At 54.0% G+C, this 15,189-nt stretch carries 19 protein-coding genes and 1 tRNA gene; 12 read left to right on the top strand and 8 right to left on the bottom strand.

Annotated elements, in window-relative coordinates; translation table 11 throughout:
- Positions 1-280: 280 nt before the first annotated feature.
- The 4 genes from ABFB09_RS07880 to rsmD form a co-directional block, all read right to left on the bottom strand.
- Positions 281-2,806 (bottom strand): ATP-dependent Clp protease ATP-binding subunit, encoded by a 2,526-nt coding sequence (locus ABFB09_RS07880; protein WP_347000958.1) that lies wholly within the window; start codon positions 2,804-2,806, stop codon positions 281-283.
- 187 nt (positions 2,807-2,993) lie between these two features.
- Positions 2,994-4,376: a DNA repair protein RadA gene (gene radA / locus ABFB09_RS07885; RefSeq protein ID WP_347000959.1), complete on the bottom strand. Its 1,383-nt coding sequence runs from the start codon at positions 4,374-4,376 to the stop codon at positions 2,994-2,996.
- Positions 4,377-4,562: 186 nt separating this feature from the next.
- Positions 4,563-5,039: a pantetheine-phosphate adenylyltransferase gene (gene coaD / locus ABFB09_RS07890; protein WP_347000960.1), complete on the bottom strand. Its 477-nt coding sequence runs from the start codon at positions 5,037-5,039 to the stop codon at positions 4,563-4,565.
- A complete protein-coding gene (gene rsmD / locus ABFB09_RS07895; protein ID WP_347000961.1) occupies positions 5,036-5,659 on the bottom strand; it encodes a 16S rRNA (guanine(966)-N(2))-methyltransferase RsmD in 624 nt (207 codons plus the stop codon). The genes coaD and rsmD overlap by 4 nt, the downstream gene beginning before the upstream one ends.
- 182 nt (positions 5,660-5,841) lie before the next feature.
- On the opposite strand from rsmD, the gene ABFB09_RS07900 reads away from it, so the two are divergent.
- From ABFB09_RS07900 to ABFB09_RS07915, 4 genes are all read left to right on the top strand, one after another.
- Positions 5,842-6,108, top strand: coding sequence for a YfhL family 4Fe-4S dicluster ferredoxin (locus ABFB09_RS07900; protein WP_347000962.1), 267 nt, complete (start codon positions 5,842-5,844; stop codon positions 6,106-6,108).
- Between the two features lie 98 nt (positions 6,109-6,206).
- A tRNA-Ala gene (locus tag ABFB09_RS07905) sits at positions 6,207-6,282 on the top strand.
- A gap of 383 nt (positions 6,283-6,665) precedes the next feature.
- Positions 6,666-6,845, top strand: a complete 180-nt coding sequence (locus tag ABFB09_RS07910) for a hypothetical protein (RefSeq protein WP_347000963.1) — start codon at positions 6,666-6,668, stop codon at positions 6,843-6,845.
- Between the two features lie 51 nt (positions 6,846-6,896).
- Positions 6,897-7,412 carry a hypothetical protein gene (locus ABFB09_RS07915; RefSeq protein WP_347000964.1) on the top strand — a complete coding sequence of 172 codons (516 nt, stop codon included), beginning with the start codon at positions 6,897-6,899 and terminating at the stop codon, positions 7,410-7,412.
- 331 nt (positions 7,413-7,743) lie between these two features.
- On the opposite strand, the gene ABFB09_RS07920 is transcribed toward ABFB09_RS07915, so the two are convergent.
- Both ABFB09_RS07920 and ABFB09_RS07925 read right to left on the bottom strand, forming a co-directional pair.
- Entirely contained in the window at positions 7,744-8,736 is a 993-nt protein-coding gene (locus ABFB09_RS07920; protein ID WP_347000965.1) for an ImmA/IrrE family metallo-endopeptidase, read from the bottom strand.
- Positions 8,737-8,759: 23 nt separating this feature from the next.
- Positions 8,760-9,158, bottom strand: coding sequence for a helix-turn-helix transcriptional regulator (locus tag ABFB09_RS07925; protein WP_347000966.1), 399 nt, complete (start codon positions 9,156-9,158; stop codon positions 8,760-8,762).
- A 124-nt stretch (positions 9,159-9,282) separates the two neighbouring features.
- Between ABFB09_RS07925 and ABFB09_RS07930 the strand changes: the two genes are divergently transcribed.
- The 8 genes from ABFB09_RS07930 to ABFB09_RS07965 all read left to right on the top strand — a co-directional run bounded on the left by ABFB09_RS07930 (position 9,283) and on the right by ABFB09_RS07965 (position 13,481).
- Positions 9,283-9,438, top strand: coding sequence for a hypothetical protein (locus tag ABFB09_RS07930; RefSeq protein ID WP_347000967.1), 156 nt, complete (start codon positions 9,283-9,285; stop codon positions 9,436-9,438).
- Between the two features lie 104 nt (positions 9,439-9,542).
- Positions 9,543-9,779, top strand: a complete 237-nt coding sequence (locus tag ABFB09_RS07935) for an XRE family transcriptional regulator (protein ID WP_347000968.1) — start codon at positions 9,543-9,545, stop codon at positions 9,777-9,779.
- Positions 9,769-9,978 carry a hypothetical protein gene (locus ABFB09_RS07940; RefSeq protein WP_347000969.1) on the top strand — a complete coding sequence of 70 codons (210 nt, stop codon included), beginning with the start codon at positions 9,769-9,771 and terminating at the stop codon, positions 9,976-9,978. The genes ABFB09_RS07935 and ABFB09_RS07940 overlap by 11 nt, the downstream gene beginning before the upstream one ends.
- Positions 9,960-10,274, top strand: coding sequence for a hypothetical protein (locus tag ABFB09_RS07945; RefSeq protein WP_347000970.1), 315 nt, complete (start codon positions 9,960-9,962; stop codon positions 10,272-10,274). Before ABFB09_RS07940 ends, ABFB09_RS07945 begins: the two co-directional genes overlap by 19 nt.
- 32 nt (positions 10,275-10,306) lie before the next feature.
- Positions 10,307-11,011 carry a DUF5131 family protein gene (locus ABFB09_RS07950; protein ID WP_347000971.1) on the top strand — a complete coding sequence of 235 codons (705 nt, stop codon included), beginning with the start codon at positions 10,307-10,309 and terminating at the stop codon, positions 11,009-11,011.
- Positions 11,008-11,319: a hypothetical protein gene (locus ABFB09_RS07955; protein ID WP_347000972.1), complete on the top strand. Its 312-nt coding sequence runs from the start codon at positions 11,008-11,010 to the stop codon at positions 11,317-11,319. Before ABFB09_RS07950 ends, ABFB09_RS07955 begins: the two co-directional genes overlap by 4 nt.
- A complete protein-coding gene (locus tag ABFB09_RS07960) occupies positions 11,316-12,584 on the top strand; it encodes an AAA family ATPase (RefSeq protein ID WP_347000973.1) in 1,269 nt (422 codons plus the stop codon). Before ABFB09_RS07955 ends, ABFB09_RS07960 begins: the two co-directional genes overlap by 4 nt.
- A gap of 201 nt (positions 12,585-12,785) precedes the next feature.
- The gene (locus ABFB09_RS07965; protein ID WP_347000974.1) at positions 12,786-13,481 is read left to right on the top strand and encodes a recombinase family protein; all 696 of its coding nucleotides are present in this window, start codon (positions 12,786-12,788) and stop codon (positions 13,479-13,481) included.
- A gap of 485 nt (positions 13,482-13,966) precedes the next feature.
- On the opposite strand, the gene ABFB09_RS07970 is transcribed toward ABFB09_RS07965, so the two are convergent.
- Both ABFB09_RS07970 and ABFB09_RS07975 read right to left on the bottom strand, forming a co-directional pair.
- A complete protein-coding gene (locus ABFB09_RS07970) occupies positions 13,967-14,356 on the bottom strand; it encodes a hypothetical protein (RefSeq protein WP_347000975.1) in 390 nt (129 codons plus the stop codon).
- Between the two features lie 40 nt (positions 14,357-14,396).
- Positions 14,397-15,098, bottom strand: coding sequence for a DUF433 domain-containing protein (locus tag ABFB09_RS07975; protein ID WP_347000976.1), 702 nt, complete (start codon positions 15,096-15,098; stop codon positions 14,397-14,399).
- Positions 15,099-15,189: the final 91 nt, after the last annotated feature.

Here is a 15,189-nt window from a genome sequence, read left to right on the forward strand (position 1 = left end):
AATTCCAAAAGTGTCATCCTGTCTTTGGCCATTGTCGTGGTTACCTCCTGAAAGTCTTTGTTGTTATTTGCTTTCAAGAAACCACACAATGGCCTGCTTTTTCAACTCCAGGAATTTACACCACGTACGGGGATTCTACTGCGGGATGCGCGGACAGGACGTTAGATGCCAAGGGATTCCTTTGTCGCAGAAGTGATCGACAGCTCTCGCTGGGGGAGGGTTATCTCCAAAAAAAGAGGGAGCCCCGCAAGGCTCCCTCTTATAGACGGTGCTTGTAAAGCTAGTCGCCGTTTTCACCGCCGACCAGCGCGGGCCGTTCCTCCGGCGCCGGTAATTCCAACACGGGGTGCTCGACGCTGAAGGCCAGTTCGTCGCCTTCACCGGCGGAATCCACCACCACCGTATCGCCGCCGCCGTACTGGCCGCGCAGTAGGTCCTCGGACAGCCGGTCTTCCAGCAGGTTCTGAATGACGCGCCGCAACGGGCGGGCGCCGTAGACCTCGTCGTAACCCTTGCGACCCAGCACATCCTTGGCGGCCTCGGTAACCTCGATCTTGATGTTCTTTTCCTTGAGCTGTTTGGTCACTGATGCCAGTTGCAGGTCCACGATCTGTCGTATCTGTTCCCGTGTCAGCGGGTGGAAGACCACGGTGGAGTCGATGCGGTTCAGGAACTCCGGCCGGAAACTCTTCTTGACCTCGCCGAGTAGTTTGTCCTTCATCCGCTCGTAATTGACCTCGACGGCCTTGCTTTCATCGGAGGTGGTGGAGAAACCGATGCCCCCGGAGCCTTTACGGATGAGGTCGGCGCCGATATTTGAGGTCATGATGATTATGCTGTTGCGGAAATCGACGCGCCGGCCCTTGGCGTCGGTCAGGTGGCCGTCGTCGAAGATTTGGAGCAAGATATTGAACACGTCGGAATGCGCCTTCTCGATCTCGTCGAGCAGGATCAGGCAGTAACCCTTGCGCCGCACCGCCTCGGTCAGTTGTCCGCCTTCCTCGTAGCCGACATAGCCGGGAGGAGCGCCGACCAGGCGCGACACGGCGAACTTTTCCATGAACTCGCTCATGTCGATACGGACCATGTTGTCCTCGGAACCGAACATGAACTGGGCCAGGACCCGCGCCAGTTCGGTCTTGCCGACGCCGGTGGGACCCAGGAAGACAAAGTTGCCGATCGGCCGCCGCGGGTCTTTCAAGCCCGCCCGGGCGCGCCTGACCGCCTTGGCGATGGTGGTGATGGCTTCTTCCTGGCCGATGATGCGCTTATGGAGCACTTCCTCCATATTGAGCAGGCGCTCGGTCTCGTCGCCGGTCAGTTGCAGCAGCGGCACGCCGGTCCACATGCTGACCACGTCGGCGATGTCTTCCTTGGTGACCTTGGGTTTATCCTGGCCCTGCTCCTGCTGCCATTCTTCTTCCATCTTGCGCCGTTTTTCGGCGATCTGGTATTCACGCTCGCGGAGTTCCGCGGCGAAGTCATATTGCTGGGTGGCCAGCGCCGCTTCCTTGTCGCGGCGGTAGGAATCCTCGGCCTTCTTGAGGTCTTTGAGCGGCATCGGCTTGGTGCGATGGCGAATCCTTACACGAGAAGCCGCCTCGTCGATGATGTCGATGGCCTTGTCCGGCATGAAGCGGTCAGAGATATAGCGCGCAGCCATGTCCGCCGCCACCTGCAAGGCGTCATCGGTGATCTCCAGCCGGTGGTGTTCCTCGTAGCGACTCCTGATGCCGCGCAGTATCTCGATAGTATCCTCAAGTGAGGGTTCTTCCACCAGTACCGGCTGGAAGCGCCGCTCCAGGGCGGCGTCGCGCTCGACGTACTTGCGGTAATCGTCGAGGGTGGTGGCGCCGATCATCTGGATCTCGCCGCGGGCCAGGGACGGCTTCAATATATTGGCGGCATCGACGGCCCCTTCAGCGGCGCCGGCGCCGACCATGGTATGGAATTCGTCGATGAAGATGACGATATTGCCGACGCTCCGGAGCTCTTCGAGGATCTTCTTGAGGCGTTCCTCGAACTCGCCGCGGTACTTGGTGCCGGCCACCAGGGAAGCGATGTCCAGCGACACCAGCCGCTTGCCCTCCAGAGTTTCCGGCACATCGGAGGCTATGATACGATGCGCCAGCCCTTCGACGATGGCGGTCTTGCCGACGCCGGGTTCGCCGATGAGCGCGGGGTTGTTCTTGGTGCGCCGTGACAGGATCTGGATAACTCTTTCGATCTCTTTGGAGCGCCCCACCACCGGGTCCAGCTTGCCGGCCCTAGCGGCGGCGGTCAGATCCACCGATACGGCATCGAGGTTGGGTGTCTTGCCGGGAGTCTTGCCGGCTTTGAGCGGTCCGCCGCGGCTGACGGCGCCCTGCGCCAGGATGCGGGTGATCTCCGCCCGGGTCTTCTCGATGGTAATGCCGAAGCTGTCCAGTACGCCCGCCGCCACGCCTTCGCCTTCGCGCAGCAGACCCAGCAGCAGGTGTTCGGTGCCGATATAGTTGTGCCCCAGGTTGCGGGCCTCGTCGATAGCCAGTTCAATGACCTTCTTGGCGCGTGACGTCAGTCCGGTTTCGCCGGCGGAAGGCTTCTCGCCGCGGCCGATGACGAATTCCACTGCGGAGCGCAGCTTGGCCAGGTTGACGTCCAAGCCCACCAGCACGCGGGCGGCCACGCCGTCTTCCTCGCGTACCATGCCCAGCAGAATATGCTCGGTGCCGATGTAATTATGGTTTAAATTCTGAGCCTCTTCCTGCGCGTAGGTCAGGACGCGCCGGGCGCGCTCAGAAAATTTATCGAAACGACTAGCCATGATAAATTTCCTCTCCCTTGGGATACTATTCCATTATAGGTCAAAAACGGAAGGGCGTAAAGGTTCCCAGCTTTGATCACGCTTGGGTAGCGGATGATTCCACTTATTCACCTCTGCTATTTTACAACGGCTGTTGAGAGGGAAAGTTACTATTCCTAAGAGGGCGCTGCAGGCGTTACTCCCCGGTTTAACCTCGTTCTTCAGCCCGTTGTCCGGTCAGCGCCGCCACCAGCGCCTGCTGGATATCGCGCACGGGAATAAGTTGAAAATCGTTAGATGGCGATTTAGCCCGCGCCGCCGCCGGTACCACCGCTTTGGTGAAACCCAGCCGCGCCGCCTCGGCCAGGCGCCGTTCGATCTGCGGCACGTTCCTGATCTCACCGGACAACCCCACCTCCCCGATAGCCACCAGGTGCGGGTCCACGCCGATGCTCTTGTAGCTTGAGGCGATGGCGATTGCCGCCGCCAGGTCCGCCGCCGGTTCGGCCACGTTGAGGCCGCCGGTGGCGCTGGCGATGACGTCCTGTGCCCCCAGCTTGAGGTAGGCGCGGCGCGAGAGTACCGCCGTGATGATGATCAGTCTTCCGAAATCCAGGCCGTTGGCCGTCCGCCGCGGCTGGCCGAAGCTGGTGGCGTTGGTCAGCGCCTGGATCTCGACAAGGAGCGGTCTTGAGCCCTCCAGCACCGGTACCACCGCGGAGCCGATGCAGTTTTGGCGGTCCCGGGACAGGAAGACCTCGGATGGATTGGCCACTTCGGCCAGGCCGTGTTCCTTCATTTCAAATATGCCGACCTCGTTGACCGAGCCGTAGCGGTTCTTAACCGATCTCAGGATGCGATAGCTGGAGAAAGGCTCGCCTTCCAGGTAGAGCACCGTATCGACGATATGTTCCAGCAGTCTCGGCCCGGCAATGGCCCCGTCCTTGGTGACATGCCCGGCGATGAACACCGGCGTCTGTGTCGCTTTGGCCCAGGTGACCAGTCTGGCGGCGCACTCCCGCACCTGGGTGACGCCGCCGGGGGCCATGTCCAGGTCTGGCGTATAGACTGTCTGGATGGAGTCGATGATCACCAGCGACGGGCAGAGCTTGTCCATTTCCGTGGTGATGGCGTCCAGGTCGGTCTCGGTCAGGACGAACAGTCCGTCACCGTTTATCCCCAGCCGTTTAGCCCGCATCTTGATCTGAAATCTAGTCTCTTCGCCGGTGACGTACAGCACCGGTGCCTTGGAAGCCTGCGCCATCTGCGCCGCCACCTGGAGCAGCAGGGTGGACTTGCCTATGCCCGGTTCACCGCCGATGAGCGACAGCGACCCCGGCACCAGCCCCCCGCCCAGCACCCGGTTGACCTCTCCCATGGAGAGCGAAATGCGTTCATGACCGGTGATCTCCACCTTGGCCAGTGCCTGTGGCGCGTTGGTCAAAGCCCTTCGCCGCGCTGCTGGTTTGACCGCCGTCACTGCCTGCTCGAAGAGGGTGTTCCACTCGCCGCAGCCGGAACACTTGCCTTGCCACTTGGCGCTCTCCTGGCCGCATCCGGAACAGACGAAGACGATACGTTGTTTAGGCATGGGAAGACCCTACCTTGTCGAGGAAAGGTATGCAAGAAAAGTAATTCACGGCGTAACGTCCTTTGATTTATGACTCTTATTCTCGATGTCCATTTCGGTACTCTCTTATGACTCCACACTTCATGCTTTTACTGTTGGCATCGAGATCGTTTCGCCGTAGGCTCACGATGACGGTGTTTTTTTGGTTTATTTAACCTTCAGGCGGACAGCGTCGGCGACGAAGGGGGGGACCAGACCTTCGACGTCGCCGCCGAGACGGGCAACCTCTTTTAAGATGCTCGACGACAGGAACTGGTAGTCCGGGGAAGCCAGCAGGCAGACCAACTCTATCTCCGGGGCCAGACGGCGGTTGATCATGGCCATGTCGAACTCGAGCTCGAAGTCGTTGTTGACTCGCAGACCACGGACGACGGTGGCCACTCCTTCCTGGCGGGCGAACTCCACCATCAAGCCGGTGAAGGACTTGACCTCCACGCTGGGCAGATCGGCGACGGCCTGGCGGGCGAGATCGACCCGTTCCGCGGTGGTGAATAGGAGTTTCTTGTCCGGAGTGTCGTAAACGCCGACGATGATCTTGTCGAAAAGGCGGGCCGAACGCCGGATGATATCCAGGTGGCCAGCTGTGACGGGGTCGAACGAACCGGGGTATAAGGCTATTTTCATGATGCCGGTGCCTCCTTATGGTAGATGCTGATGACGGAATCTCCGTGGCGCCGTTCCTTGTGCATTTTGAGGTCGGCGTAGACCTCGTCGAGAGTGACACGTGGAGAATGGGTGATGACCAGCCAGGTACCCGCGCCGACGAGGGGTGTTCGGGCGAGCTTATCCAGAAATTTGCCGATGTCCTCACGACGGTAAGGTGGATCCATCAGGATGATGTCATAGGTGCGGTCAAGGAAGCCGAGGGCCCGCTCGACCGGGGCGCAGCGGACGGCGGCGCGATCTTCCAGGCCGCAATTTTTAAGGTTTTCCCGAATGACCTCGCAGCAGGCGCGCTCCTGCTCCACGAAGTCTACATGCCCGGCGCCCTGTGAGAGGGCTTCGATGCCGAGCGAGCCGGAGCCTGAGAAAAGGTCCAGAACGAGATCCCAATCCTCCGTGAGATTGGCCAGCATCGAAAAAATAGCGCCGCGGACCAGCTCTGTGGCCGGACGGGTAGCGCGCCGGTCCGGCACCTTGATAGGGCGGCCTTTGCACTCACCGGCGATGATCCTCATATATCCCATATGCCCATTTTGCATGATGGGCCGAGCCGCGTCAATGATGGTGGAGTTAGCAGTCATTTTTCAGTACCCAGCCAACGGCTTTCAAATTTCAATTCATGCCTCCGGAGAGGGGCGGGAGGTGGCGATGGAAATTGATGTATTTTGGTACCGCAGACCGCGGCTGGGGCTGCTGTTTACCGAAGGTAAGTTTTTCGTTATAATGGAGAATACCAATTCGGCGAGAGGTTAAAAAAACAGAAATGGCTTTCAAAATTACCGAAGAGTGCATTAGTTGCGGCGCATGTGAACCCGAGTGTCCCAATGCCGCCATCAGCGAGGGCGAGACGATCTATGTCATCGACCCGACCAAGTGCACCGAATGTGTCGGTTCCTTTTCCACAAAACAATGCGCTGAAATCTGCCCGGTTGACAGCTGCGTCCCCGATGAGGCTTACCCGGAGACTCATGACGCGCTGTTGGAGAAATGGCGCGGCTTGCATCCCGGCGAAGAACCCAAGGTAAAATAATCCCCGGACACCGTTGATAATTCAGGGCGGCTCCGCGTGCGGGGCCGCCCATTACTAGATACTCCCTTCAACGATTGTGCTATAATCATCGTCTGCATGGGGCTGTAGCTCAGTTGGGAGAGCATTGCGTTCGCATCGCAAGGGTCAGGGGTTCGAATCCCCTCAGCTCCACCATTGCAGACAGCTACCGAACCAGCGTTAGCTCGGGCTATTATGGCAAAGGGCGCGTTGTATTCGGTTTTGGTTATCCTCCCGCCCTCAACATGAAGCTTTTTCAGAACCGTCTCGCATAGCAGTCGCTTCTGGTCGAAATTGCCGTGTTCGTACAGGAAATCAAACTGAGTGGCCAGTTGCAGGGCTACTTCAAAGTCGGCCTTGACCAGATGCTGGCGCTGTCTGAGGCTACCAACGTTGGTTTTTAGTTTCGACCTTTCCGCCTCAATCTGTGATCGGTGTTCTTTGAAATCCGCGATCGAAATATCCTCTTCCATGTAAAGCTTTTGCAGATTCTTCTCCACCCGCTCCAGCTTAGCCAATCTGGCTTCCGAAGCCTTCAGATGACCATTGCCTTCCAGTTCCTCGTTAAAGAAACTGACCATCTGCTCCCTCAGCACCTTTCGGGTGCTTTCGGTGATGGTGAGGCTTTTAAAGAGCGCCGGGATTTGGCACTCAATGTCCTTGCTGTTGTAGAAGACCTGACTGCCGTTAATTTTACGGCGGCTGCGGTAATAGCTTAATTTCTTTTTATTGTTAGTTTCCGCCCAGCAAGGGCTGTCGGCATCGACTGAGTGAAGCATACCGCGCAGCAGATATTGATGGCGCTTGGTACGCTGTTTATTCTTGTCATGCTGCCTCATGACCTGCTGTACTCGAGTAAAAGTATCTGCATCCACCAGCGGTTCGTGGTTGCCTTTGATAGGGATATCGCCGGGTTTCAGCCATGTCTCACCGAGGTAGAAACGATGATGGAATACCTTGCTCCAAGCCTGTTTGCAGATGCGATTACCATTCAGGCTTCGGTGTCCCAGGGAATAGGCGTGATCGGCCCATCCTTCGAGTGTCCACTTGCCGGTGGCGAACTCATTAAATGCATGGGTAACGAAAGGGCCATTGTCGGGGTCGACCTCAATCCAAGCAGAGGTGGCGTCATGCTTGTTGAGATAGCCGAAGGGTGCCTTCTTGGGCCAACCGCCGGTCTCGACTCTTCTTTGCATACCCTTTGTGACTTCGACTGCCAGGTTCTTGGAGTACCAAGAGCTGATGACCTGCATCATGCGCCGGGAGATGTAACCGGCCGGCGTTGAGGCATCGCCGGGCTCACTGACGCTCTCCAAAACGATACCCAGTTCCTCAAGCTCTTTCTCATAAGTTACGAAGTCGAAGTCGTTGCGGGCAAACCGGTCAAGCTTGTGTACCAGGATGACATCAAACTCCTTCGCTCTAGCGGCAGTTATCATCTGCTGGAAATCCGGCCGCTTGTCGGTGCGAGCGCTTTCACCGGCATCGACGAATTCCTTCACTACCTCCCAGCCTTTACCTTGGGCATGATAGCGGCAGCGCTCCTGCTGAAAAGGAATCGACAGGTCCCTCTCTGCCTGCTCTTCAGTAGACACCCGGGCATAGATGGCTACTTTCTTAAATTCCGAACTCATCGTAAGTTCCTCCTAAGTTCCAGCTGCATTCATCGGCAATCGGGCAGCTTTTTGCCGACGGACATGAGTGCTCTTCACTAACATGTATAGGGTCGATGCCTTCTGCTTGGGAAGAGATTAGGCCAAACTCATCACCAGGTACAGCCAACAATATCACCCGGTATGGCCCCTGTGTGGCTGAGAGAAGCGGCCGCACCAGTACGAGCGGTGACTCTTCAGTACGGGCACTCCTCCAGAGCAGAGACTTGCCGCCCCTTACCGCGGCGCATACCAGTGACCCTGCGCGGGGACGGCTATTTCGTGACGGCACCGTCTGCAGCGAGCATAAAGACTTTATGCCTCTGGCTTGCGGTGTTTTAGCCACCACGGTTGCTGTGAAATCTTTGATTTCCGGACTGGCGCCGTTTTCACTCTCCGGAAGATATTCGTAGAGGGCACCGACCAGCGGCACATCTGAGAAATGCTGACCGAAGGCAATCATCAGGCATTGATGGGAAAGTTCGAGTTCTTCACCGAGCGCGACCAGATCGAAACCAGCGACACTGGCTCTATCTAAAAAGAATCGCGGCGGAATAAGCGCCGCCGCAGCGAAGCGGTCGGCATATTGGCTGAGTCGCGGCTCGCTCATTACGACGTAATCCGAGTCCAGCTCACCGATGTTTTGTTGGATGATCTCAAAAAGCTCGTGGAAGATGGTGTATTTCTGAGTGGCCGGCTTGTCACTCGCCGAATAATGGATGTACCACGATCCGTTGGCTTTCATGCTGGTGCCGCCGCTCTTCAGGTAGCCTACCGACTCGATATTGATGCCGAAAGACCGTATCAGCTCAACGGTTTCAATCAGAGTTGGTGTGCGCTCAAGCTCGGCATAATCTCTGAAGACAGCACCCAGGCGCACCGGGTCGGTGGCGTGTCGGCCTTTTTCATACTCGAGGATATGGCCGCAGAGATTGCTCAGGCTGGGTGGTACGGGCATCGCGCTCCCTATGTGTAGTTAGTTTAGACAGACAGTATCTTTTTTCCCGTCAGAGTTTCGTAGGTGATAACAACACCTTTTTTCCCCTCGACGTCAAGGCTTTCACCCCTGATCCGGGTGCCAAGCTTGTAATCGGGGTCAGCCAGGACATACTGGAAAGCCGCGTCGATTCGCTCCTCGGCGGTAGCGGTCACCTCCGGCTCGTCCATGTAGCCGGCCTCAAGCAGAAGCTCCCTGACCGTGACATTGTAAGCCCGGGCCAGCTTTTTGAGGATATCCGGCCGCGGTGGCGGGCGGTCTCCCTTCTCCAGCTGGGCAATATAAGCGTTGGAGACGCCGCATTCTTTCTCGACATCGCGCAGGGACATGCGCCTTCGGTTGCGTAAACCCTTCAGGAATTGGCCGAAATTAGATTCTTCCATATTTCACCTCCTTCCCTGTTTTTACAGTACTGTAACACAATTGCTAATGTATAGCAAGCACTTACGTGAAATATCAAGGTTTTAGTGCTTGACACACCCGAAAAACCTGGCTTATAATAAGCCCATGCAAGCCGTCGAGGCCCCCTTGGAAGATCTCTTCAAGCATAACCCTGAAATTTTAAAGGTATGCCGGGAGATTGGCTGGGGCAAAATCGAGATAGCAGTTAGAGACGGCAAACCGGTAATGGTGACGATGAAGAAAGACATCAAGCTAAACTAACAGAATAACAAGCCGAATCGAAAACGATAGGCGCTTAGGGCTGGAAATGGCCCGAAGCGCCTTTATTTTTTCCCAAAACAAGCGTCTTCAAGGGGGAAAACGAAATGGTGGTAATAACAGTCAGAATCAACAAGGCGGCTATGCTGCGGGCCATCGCCAGGCGAAACATGACGCAAAACATGTTTGCCGCTCAGGTCGGGGTCTGCAGCGGTTACCTCTCTCAGATCATATGCGGGGCCAGAAATCCGTCGCCACAGATGCGGGGGAAGATTCAGGACGCTCTCGCTCCCCTAACCTTCGACGACATATTCATCCTTGAGGAAAGCGACGATGGCGACTAAGACGGTTGAGCAGCAGGAAAGCCAGTGCTGCGAGTTACCGGCACCAGTCGAAGAAACTCTGCTGATCCGGCAGAGGCTGCGTAATCTTTGCGAGCTGGCCATTGCTATCGGGCAGCAAGAAGGCTTGCTGACCAACCACAACGATAACGAAGCAACAGATTCAGAAGGAGGAGGTTCATCATGCCGACCGAGGGAGTGATAGTAGTCATCAGGCTGGGAATCGAACAGGAAAGAGAAAGCGGCACCCCGGGCAGAGATAAGGTCCGGCTGGAAGATGGTGTCACCGAAAAAGAACTTATCGAGTTATGGGATCGGGCCAAGATGAAAGTCTGGCATCATGACATCCGAAACTACCAGGTTAAGCGTTGGTTCGAGAAAAACTGCCATATCGAAGCAGATCTCGATGACTTCAACTCACCTTTGCCGCCAGGCAAATTTTCCGCCGATGGGCTGCAACGTTTTCTCAGGGCAGTAGAGCGTGAATTAGCTTACTAAGACCGAGATTTTCAGAAACGAGGCATTGTTCTATGGCTGTTAGCAGAATGTTTCAAATAGACGGCAAGCGGATGAAGACGTGGAACGTCGTGCATGGGTGCCGTTTTAACTGTTCTTATTGCTCCGTCAAGACGCTGGTGGAAACTCGGCTCCGTAACACCCCCAGGTATGCCATTGGCATGACTCCGGGGTTTTCTGAGCGGGAAATGCGCAAGCCTTTCCATCCCGGCGAGTGGGTTTTTGTCGGTTACATGGGCGATATAGCCTGCCAGCCGGAAGCCAATATCCTTCGGGTCATCGAGCGGATCAGGACCCGGCCACAGGTTAATTTCTATATGCAATCCAAAAACCCTCGGGTGTTTGTAAATCTGATTGAAAAATATGGCCGACAGGTATTTCCGAAGAACTGCTGGCTGGGCACAACCTTAGAGACCACTTACCGGGTCCCTTACAGCAAGGCCCCGGCGCCGATTCAGCGTTTCGAGGCCATGGCAGAACTAACACTGAAATATGGCCGCAGAACAATCGTATCAATCGAACCGGTGATGGACTTCAGCCCGACGGTGTTTGCTTTCTGGCTGGCAACGATTGAGCCGGATTACATCTTCATCGGCGCCGATAATTACGGACACCGACTACCTGAGCCGCCGCGTGCCAAACTTCGGGAGTTTATCGAGCTGCTGCGGCATGACCACCCAAACGTGATTCTAAAGCCCGGGCTGGAGAGGTTGTTATGAATTACGACGAAGCCCGCCGCCGGTACAATGCCGGAGAACATGTCCCGTCATGTTTTCTATCCAAAGACGGCCGGCTCCGATCCAAGCACTGTTTTCCAAACGGCAATCCGTTCATGGGGCCGCCTATCCGGCAGGACACGCCTTATCTTTACCCGGAAGATCCAGCGCCGAAGCAAAACCCTGCCACCCCCGCACCCTCGACTTCCGATGAGATTGCCGCCCTGCGCCGGCAGATAGGCTACCTTCAGCGGCAGATTGACAAGTTGAGCGCCCAACAGAAACGTGAACAGGTAGGTGTCCAGTTATGAGCCTGCCTCAGATCACTGAAACTATAGGGGGCTATGACTACGATTGGACACAGGAGCAGGTACGGATTGAGTGCCGACGCCTGAAATTCTCCGGAGATGACCTGAAAGGGGAAGTGACGGTTTCTTCCACGTCCCCGGCCGTCAGCGCCAATCATATTCACCGCTCGACCTTCAACTTCTCGTCCGATATCGCCCGTACCAGGATGGTCAAAACGCTTTCCGAAAAGACATCCGGGCTGGATCTCAACTGGAACGGGTTACTGGAGCAGGTTTGTTATTACACGCTGGAACGTCAACGGCGCGGTGAATCCGCGGTGGAGATTGACTCATCCCAGACCGATATTGAGCCGCCCAAGTATCTGCTCAAACCATTCCTGATTAAAAATTATCCTTCCATATTTTTTGGCGACCCGTCATCCGGCAAATCATTAGTGGCGCAGCTTATAGCGGCAACGGTAACACTGCCTTGGTACCTCAACCCTATGGGATGGGATGAGCCAGCACAACCTCTAAACGTGCTATACCTCGACTGGGAGACGGACCGCAACACCATCGCTTGGACCTCCCGCTGTATCGAGAGAGGCATGGAAACCGGTCCGTTCTACTATCATTACCGACGCTGTCAGAGACCGTTACACGAGGACAAAGAGCAGATCGTCGAGTGGTGCGTCGAAACCAAAGCCGATATAACCATCATTGATTCCTTGGGCATGGCCGTCGGTGGAGATCTCAACGCCACGGAGCCGGCCCTGAACTTCTGGAATGCTTGGCGCAAACTTAAAACTACTAGCCTCATACTGGCTCACGTCAGAAAGGATCAGGGCGACGGCGCCAAACGTACTGTCTACGGCAATCAATACTACACTGCTGAAGCCCGCTGCGTATGGGAGGTCAAGAAATCCCAAGATGCTGGTGAGGACTGCCTTGAAATGGCTCTTTATAACCGCAAGCCTCCGCCATTCGCTAAAATACACAACCCACTCGGCCTGCACTTCCAGTTTGACGACATCGACGACAACGGTATCGCACACTCACTGATCGCCACTAATCAGAAGCCGGAAAACGTTGGTGATTTTATGAAATCTCAATCTACACAAACACAAATAATGAGCCTTCTAAAAGAAGGTGCTGTCACTCAAGAGGAAATCATCGAAACACTGGGCATCACCAAAAACAATGCATGGGTCACCCTTAAGAGACTTAAAGACAAAAACAAAATTATGAAACTTGGCGATGGACGCTGGGGACTTACTTATAGTGGTTAAACTTACTTACAAACTTACAACTTACAGTGTTCCCCCTAAAGGGGGGGAACTGTAAGTAAGTTGAGCAACTTACAGGGAAACTTACAGGTTTTGAACGTAAAACTTATAGAACTTACAAAACAACTTACAGGTGTAAGTAATGGCAAAACTTACAGGGGTTGTCAGGAGTTATTAGACACAAGAAAAAAGGGGGTTGAATTGATGAAAGTCGCCTTATACGCCCGAGTCAGCACCCGGGATAAAGACCAGAACCCGGAAGTGCAGCTGAGTGCCATGAGGGAATACTGCCAGCGCCAGGGGTGGGAAATTATCGGGGAGTATGTCGATAAGGCATCCGCTGCTGATTTTAACCGCCGTGATGCCTGGGCGCGGTTGATGAAACACGCAGCCTCCCGCCGATTCAATGCTTTGATAGCCTGGAAACTAGACCGACCATTCCGGGACACCATTATGGCGTTGACTGTTGTCAAAATGTTGCGGGGTTACGGACTGGATATCCATTTTATGACCCAACCCGAACTTTCTGTTGCTGGTCCGGCCGGGGATCTGATGATGACCATCTATGCAGGGTTTGCCCAGTTCGAAAGAGACCAGATCAGGGAGAGAGTCAACGCCGGATTAGCCCTTGCGCGTAAAGAGGGCAAGGTATTCGGTCGCAGACCCGCCGAAGTGGACGTTGCTAAAGTTTGTAACGCCTACCACAAGGCAGGTGAAGGGCGTGGGCGGTGGGCAAGAACTGCTGAAATTATCCGGGAGGAAACCGGGCTGAAAATGAGCCGCGGTTTCGCGCATAAAAGACTCAGCCGGGCTGCTGAGATCGAGGGGGTGACGGTTGATGAATATGTTACAAAACACATCTTTGGCAACATTCAATTTCTGGGCCCTGGTCGCGATTAAAAATAATCCATTTTGCAGGGGGTGTTTTGTAACAAAATGTTTAGATCGTCTGGGAGCCATTAAAATGACCCTCCGCTTTCAGATTTTGAAGTGCCCCCGGTGTGGCGGGAGTTTCGCTAATGACCCGGTAGTGGAGTTTTCCAGCTGCATCAATTGCGGGCACGATATCACTCCAGGCAATGAGGGAAAGATCATACGAGGTAAATGGCCGGAGGTGCTACACGACGGCCGGGCACTTGGCTTGGAAGCTACATGCCGCAAATGGCGCCTAGGAAAGACCGCCCGCAAGAGACTTAAAAAAGAGTTGAGAGAAGCATTGAAACAATAAGGGCCTGTGGTTGCCCAGAGTGTGGAGTGCTTTGTTATTATGGAGGCGATATTGAAGGCTACAGAATACACTGCTTTCAATATATGAAATGCCAAGACGATAACAAAATTCGCAAGAAAGCGGTTCAGGCAAGTCCAGTTAAAATATCATAGATATTTTAACTTAGCTTTTTAAAAAAAGAGCTTAGAGTTGTAGGAATCAATCTTGGGATATTACCTGAGTCATCATTCCCTGTTTTTAGGGTTAACAAAAAATACAGAGGACTTTTACTTTTTTCTATCTTGGATCTGATTTCTTGAAGCTTTGTTGTAAGCATCAAATGTAAATCAGACACGCTGATATGATTCTTCTTTGTTCGCTCTAAACCTGCAATCCATACAACACTAATTTGGGACGTAATTATGGCTTGTTCGTGTTCCACTTTGGCTCTGATATCTTTTGTTATCCAAACATATTGTTTGCCACCAAGGTAAGGTATCAAATATTGGTCTTGCAATCCTTGTTCCCCGACAAATTCATCATGCCAACTTATGATAGGATGTCCCACTGATTTGAGAATCGTCGCTATCTGACGGGGCAAACATTCATCAAGTAGAAATTGGACGTTGTTTTGTTGCTTTCTGGATTTGGTCTTCCCAGTCAATGGCCTCTTTAATCCTTTTCGATGAAATCACGTACATGTAAGCAAGAGAATCCACACTATCACCAGCCTCATGAAATGACCACAATACTTGTGTGGGAATACGAGTTCCGCTTATACAAGGTTCGCCAAACTGGATTTGAGGGTCTAATAATATATCTTGCTTTGGCTCCCATTTTCCTGCCAATCCACCTAAATCAAATGTAAGCCCATGCGTAGGTTTCATATATTCTGTAAAGAAATCCATGGCTGATTGTAAATATCTAGAAGCAGCTACTGGTGTGTCACCAATCTTGATAAAAATATTGGGTACAGCACTCCAAAACTCAGCCATTGCAAACGGGTATTGCCATCCAAATTGTTTCTTAAGGATTTTATCGGTTTGGACAATTTCCCGATGTTTAATTCCATGCGCTCGTAATGTCGCTATCACTCGCATCGTTATTAGGTCATAAAAATTTATAAATGAGTGCTTGGCATCATATCCACCAAGATAACCACCCGATAAACCTTGTTTAATCCACCAATGTAGATGGCGCGTATTTAAATGAAGCTTAGAACATTCGCGCATGCGTTTGGGAAACGTACCGTAGATGTACGTAGTCGCTTCAGAAACGGAATAGGCACCAGCAGGTATGATTTGGTTCATATTATTGCCCTCCTTTGTGATAGTGTGACATACCATCCGAAGGGACTGTAAAATCGAGCCAACAGTTTTATTTCAACGCCAACTTACAAAA

The sequence above is a fragment of the Dehalogenimonas sp. THU2 genome (assembly GCF_039749495.1).
In the GTDB taxonomy this organism is placed as follows: domain Bacteria; phylum Chloroflexota; class Dehalococcoidia; order Dehalococcoidales; family Dehalococcoidaceae; genus Dehalogenimonas.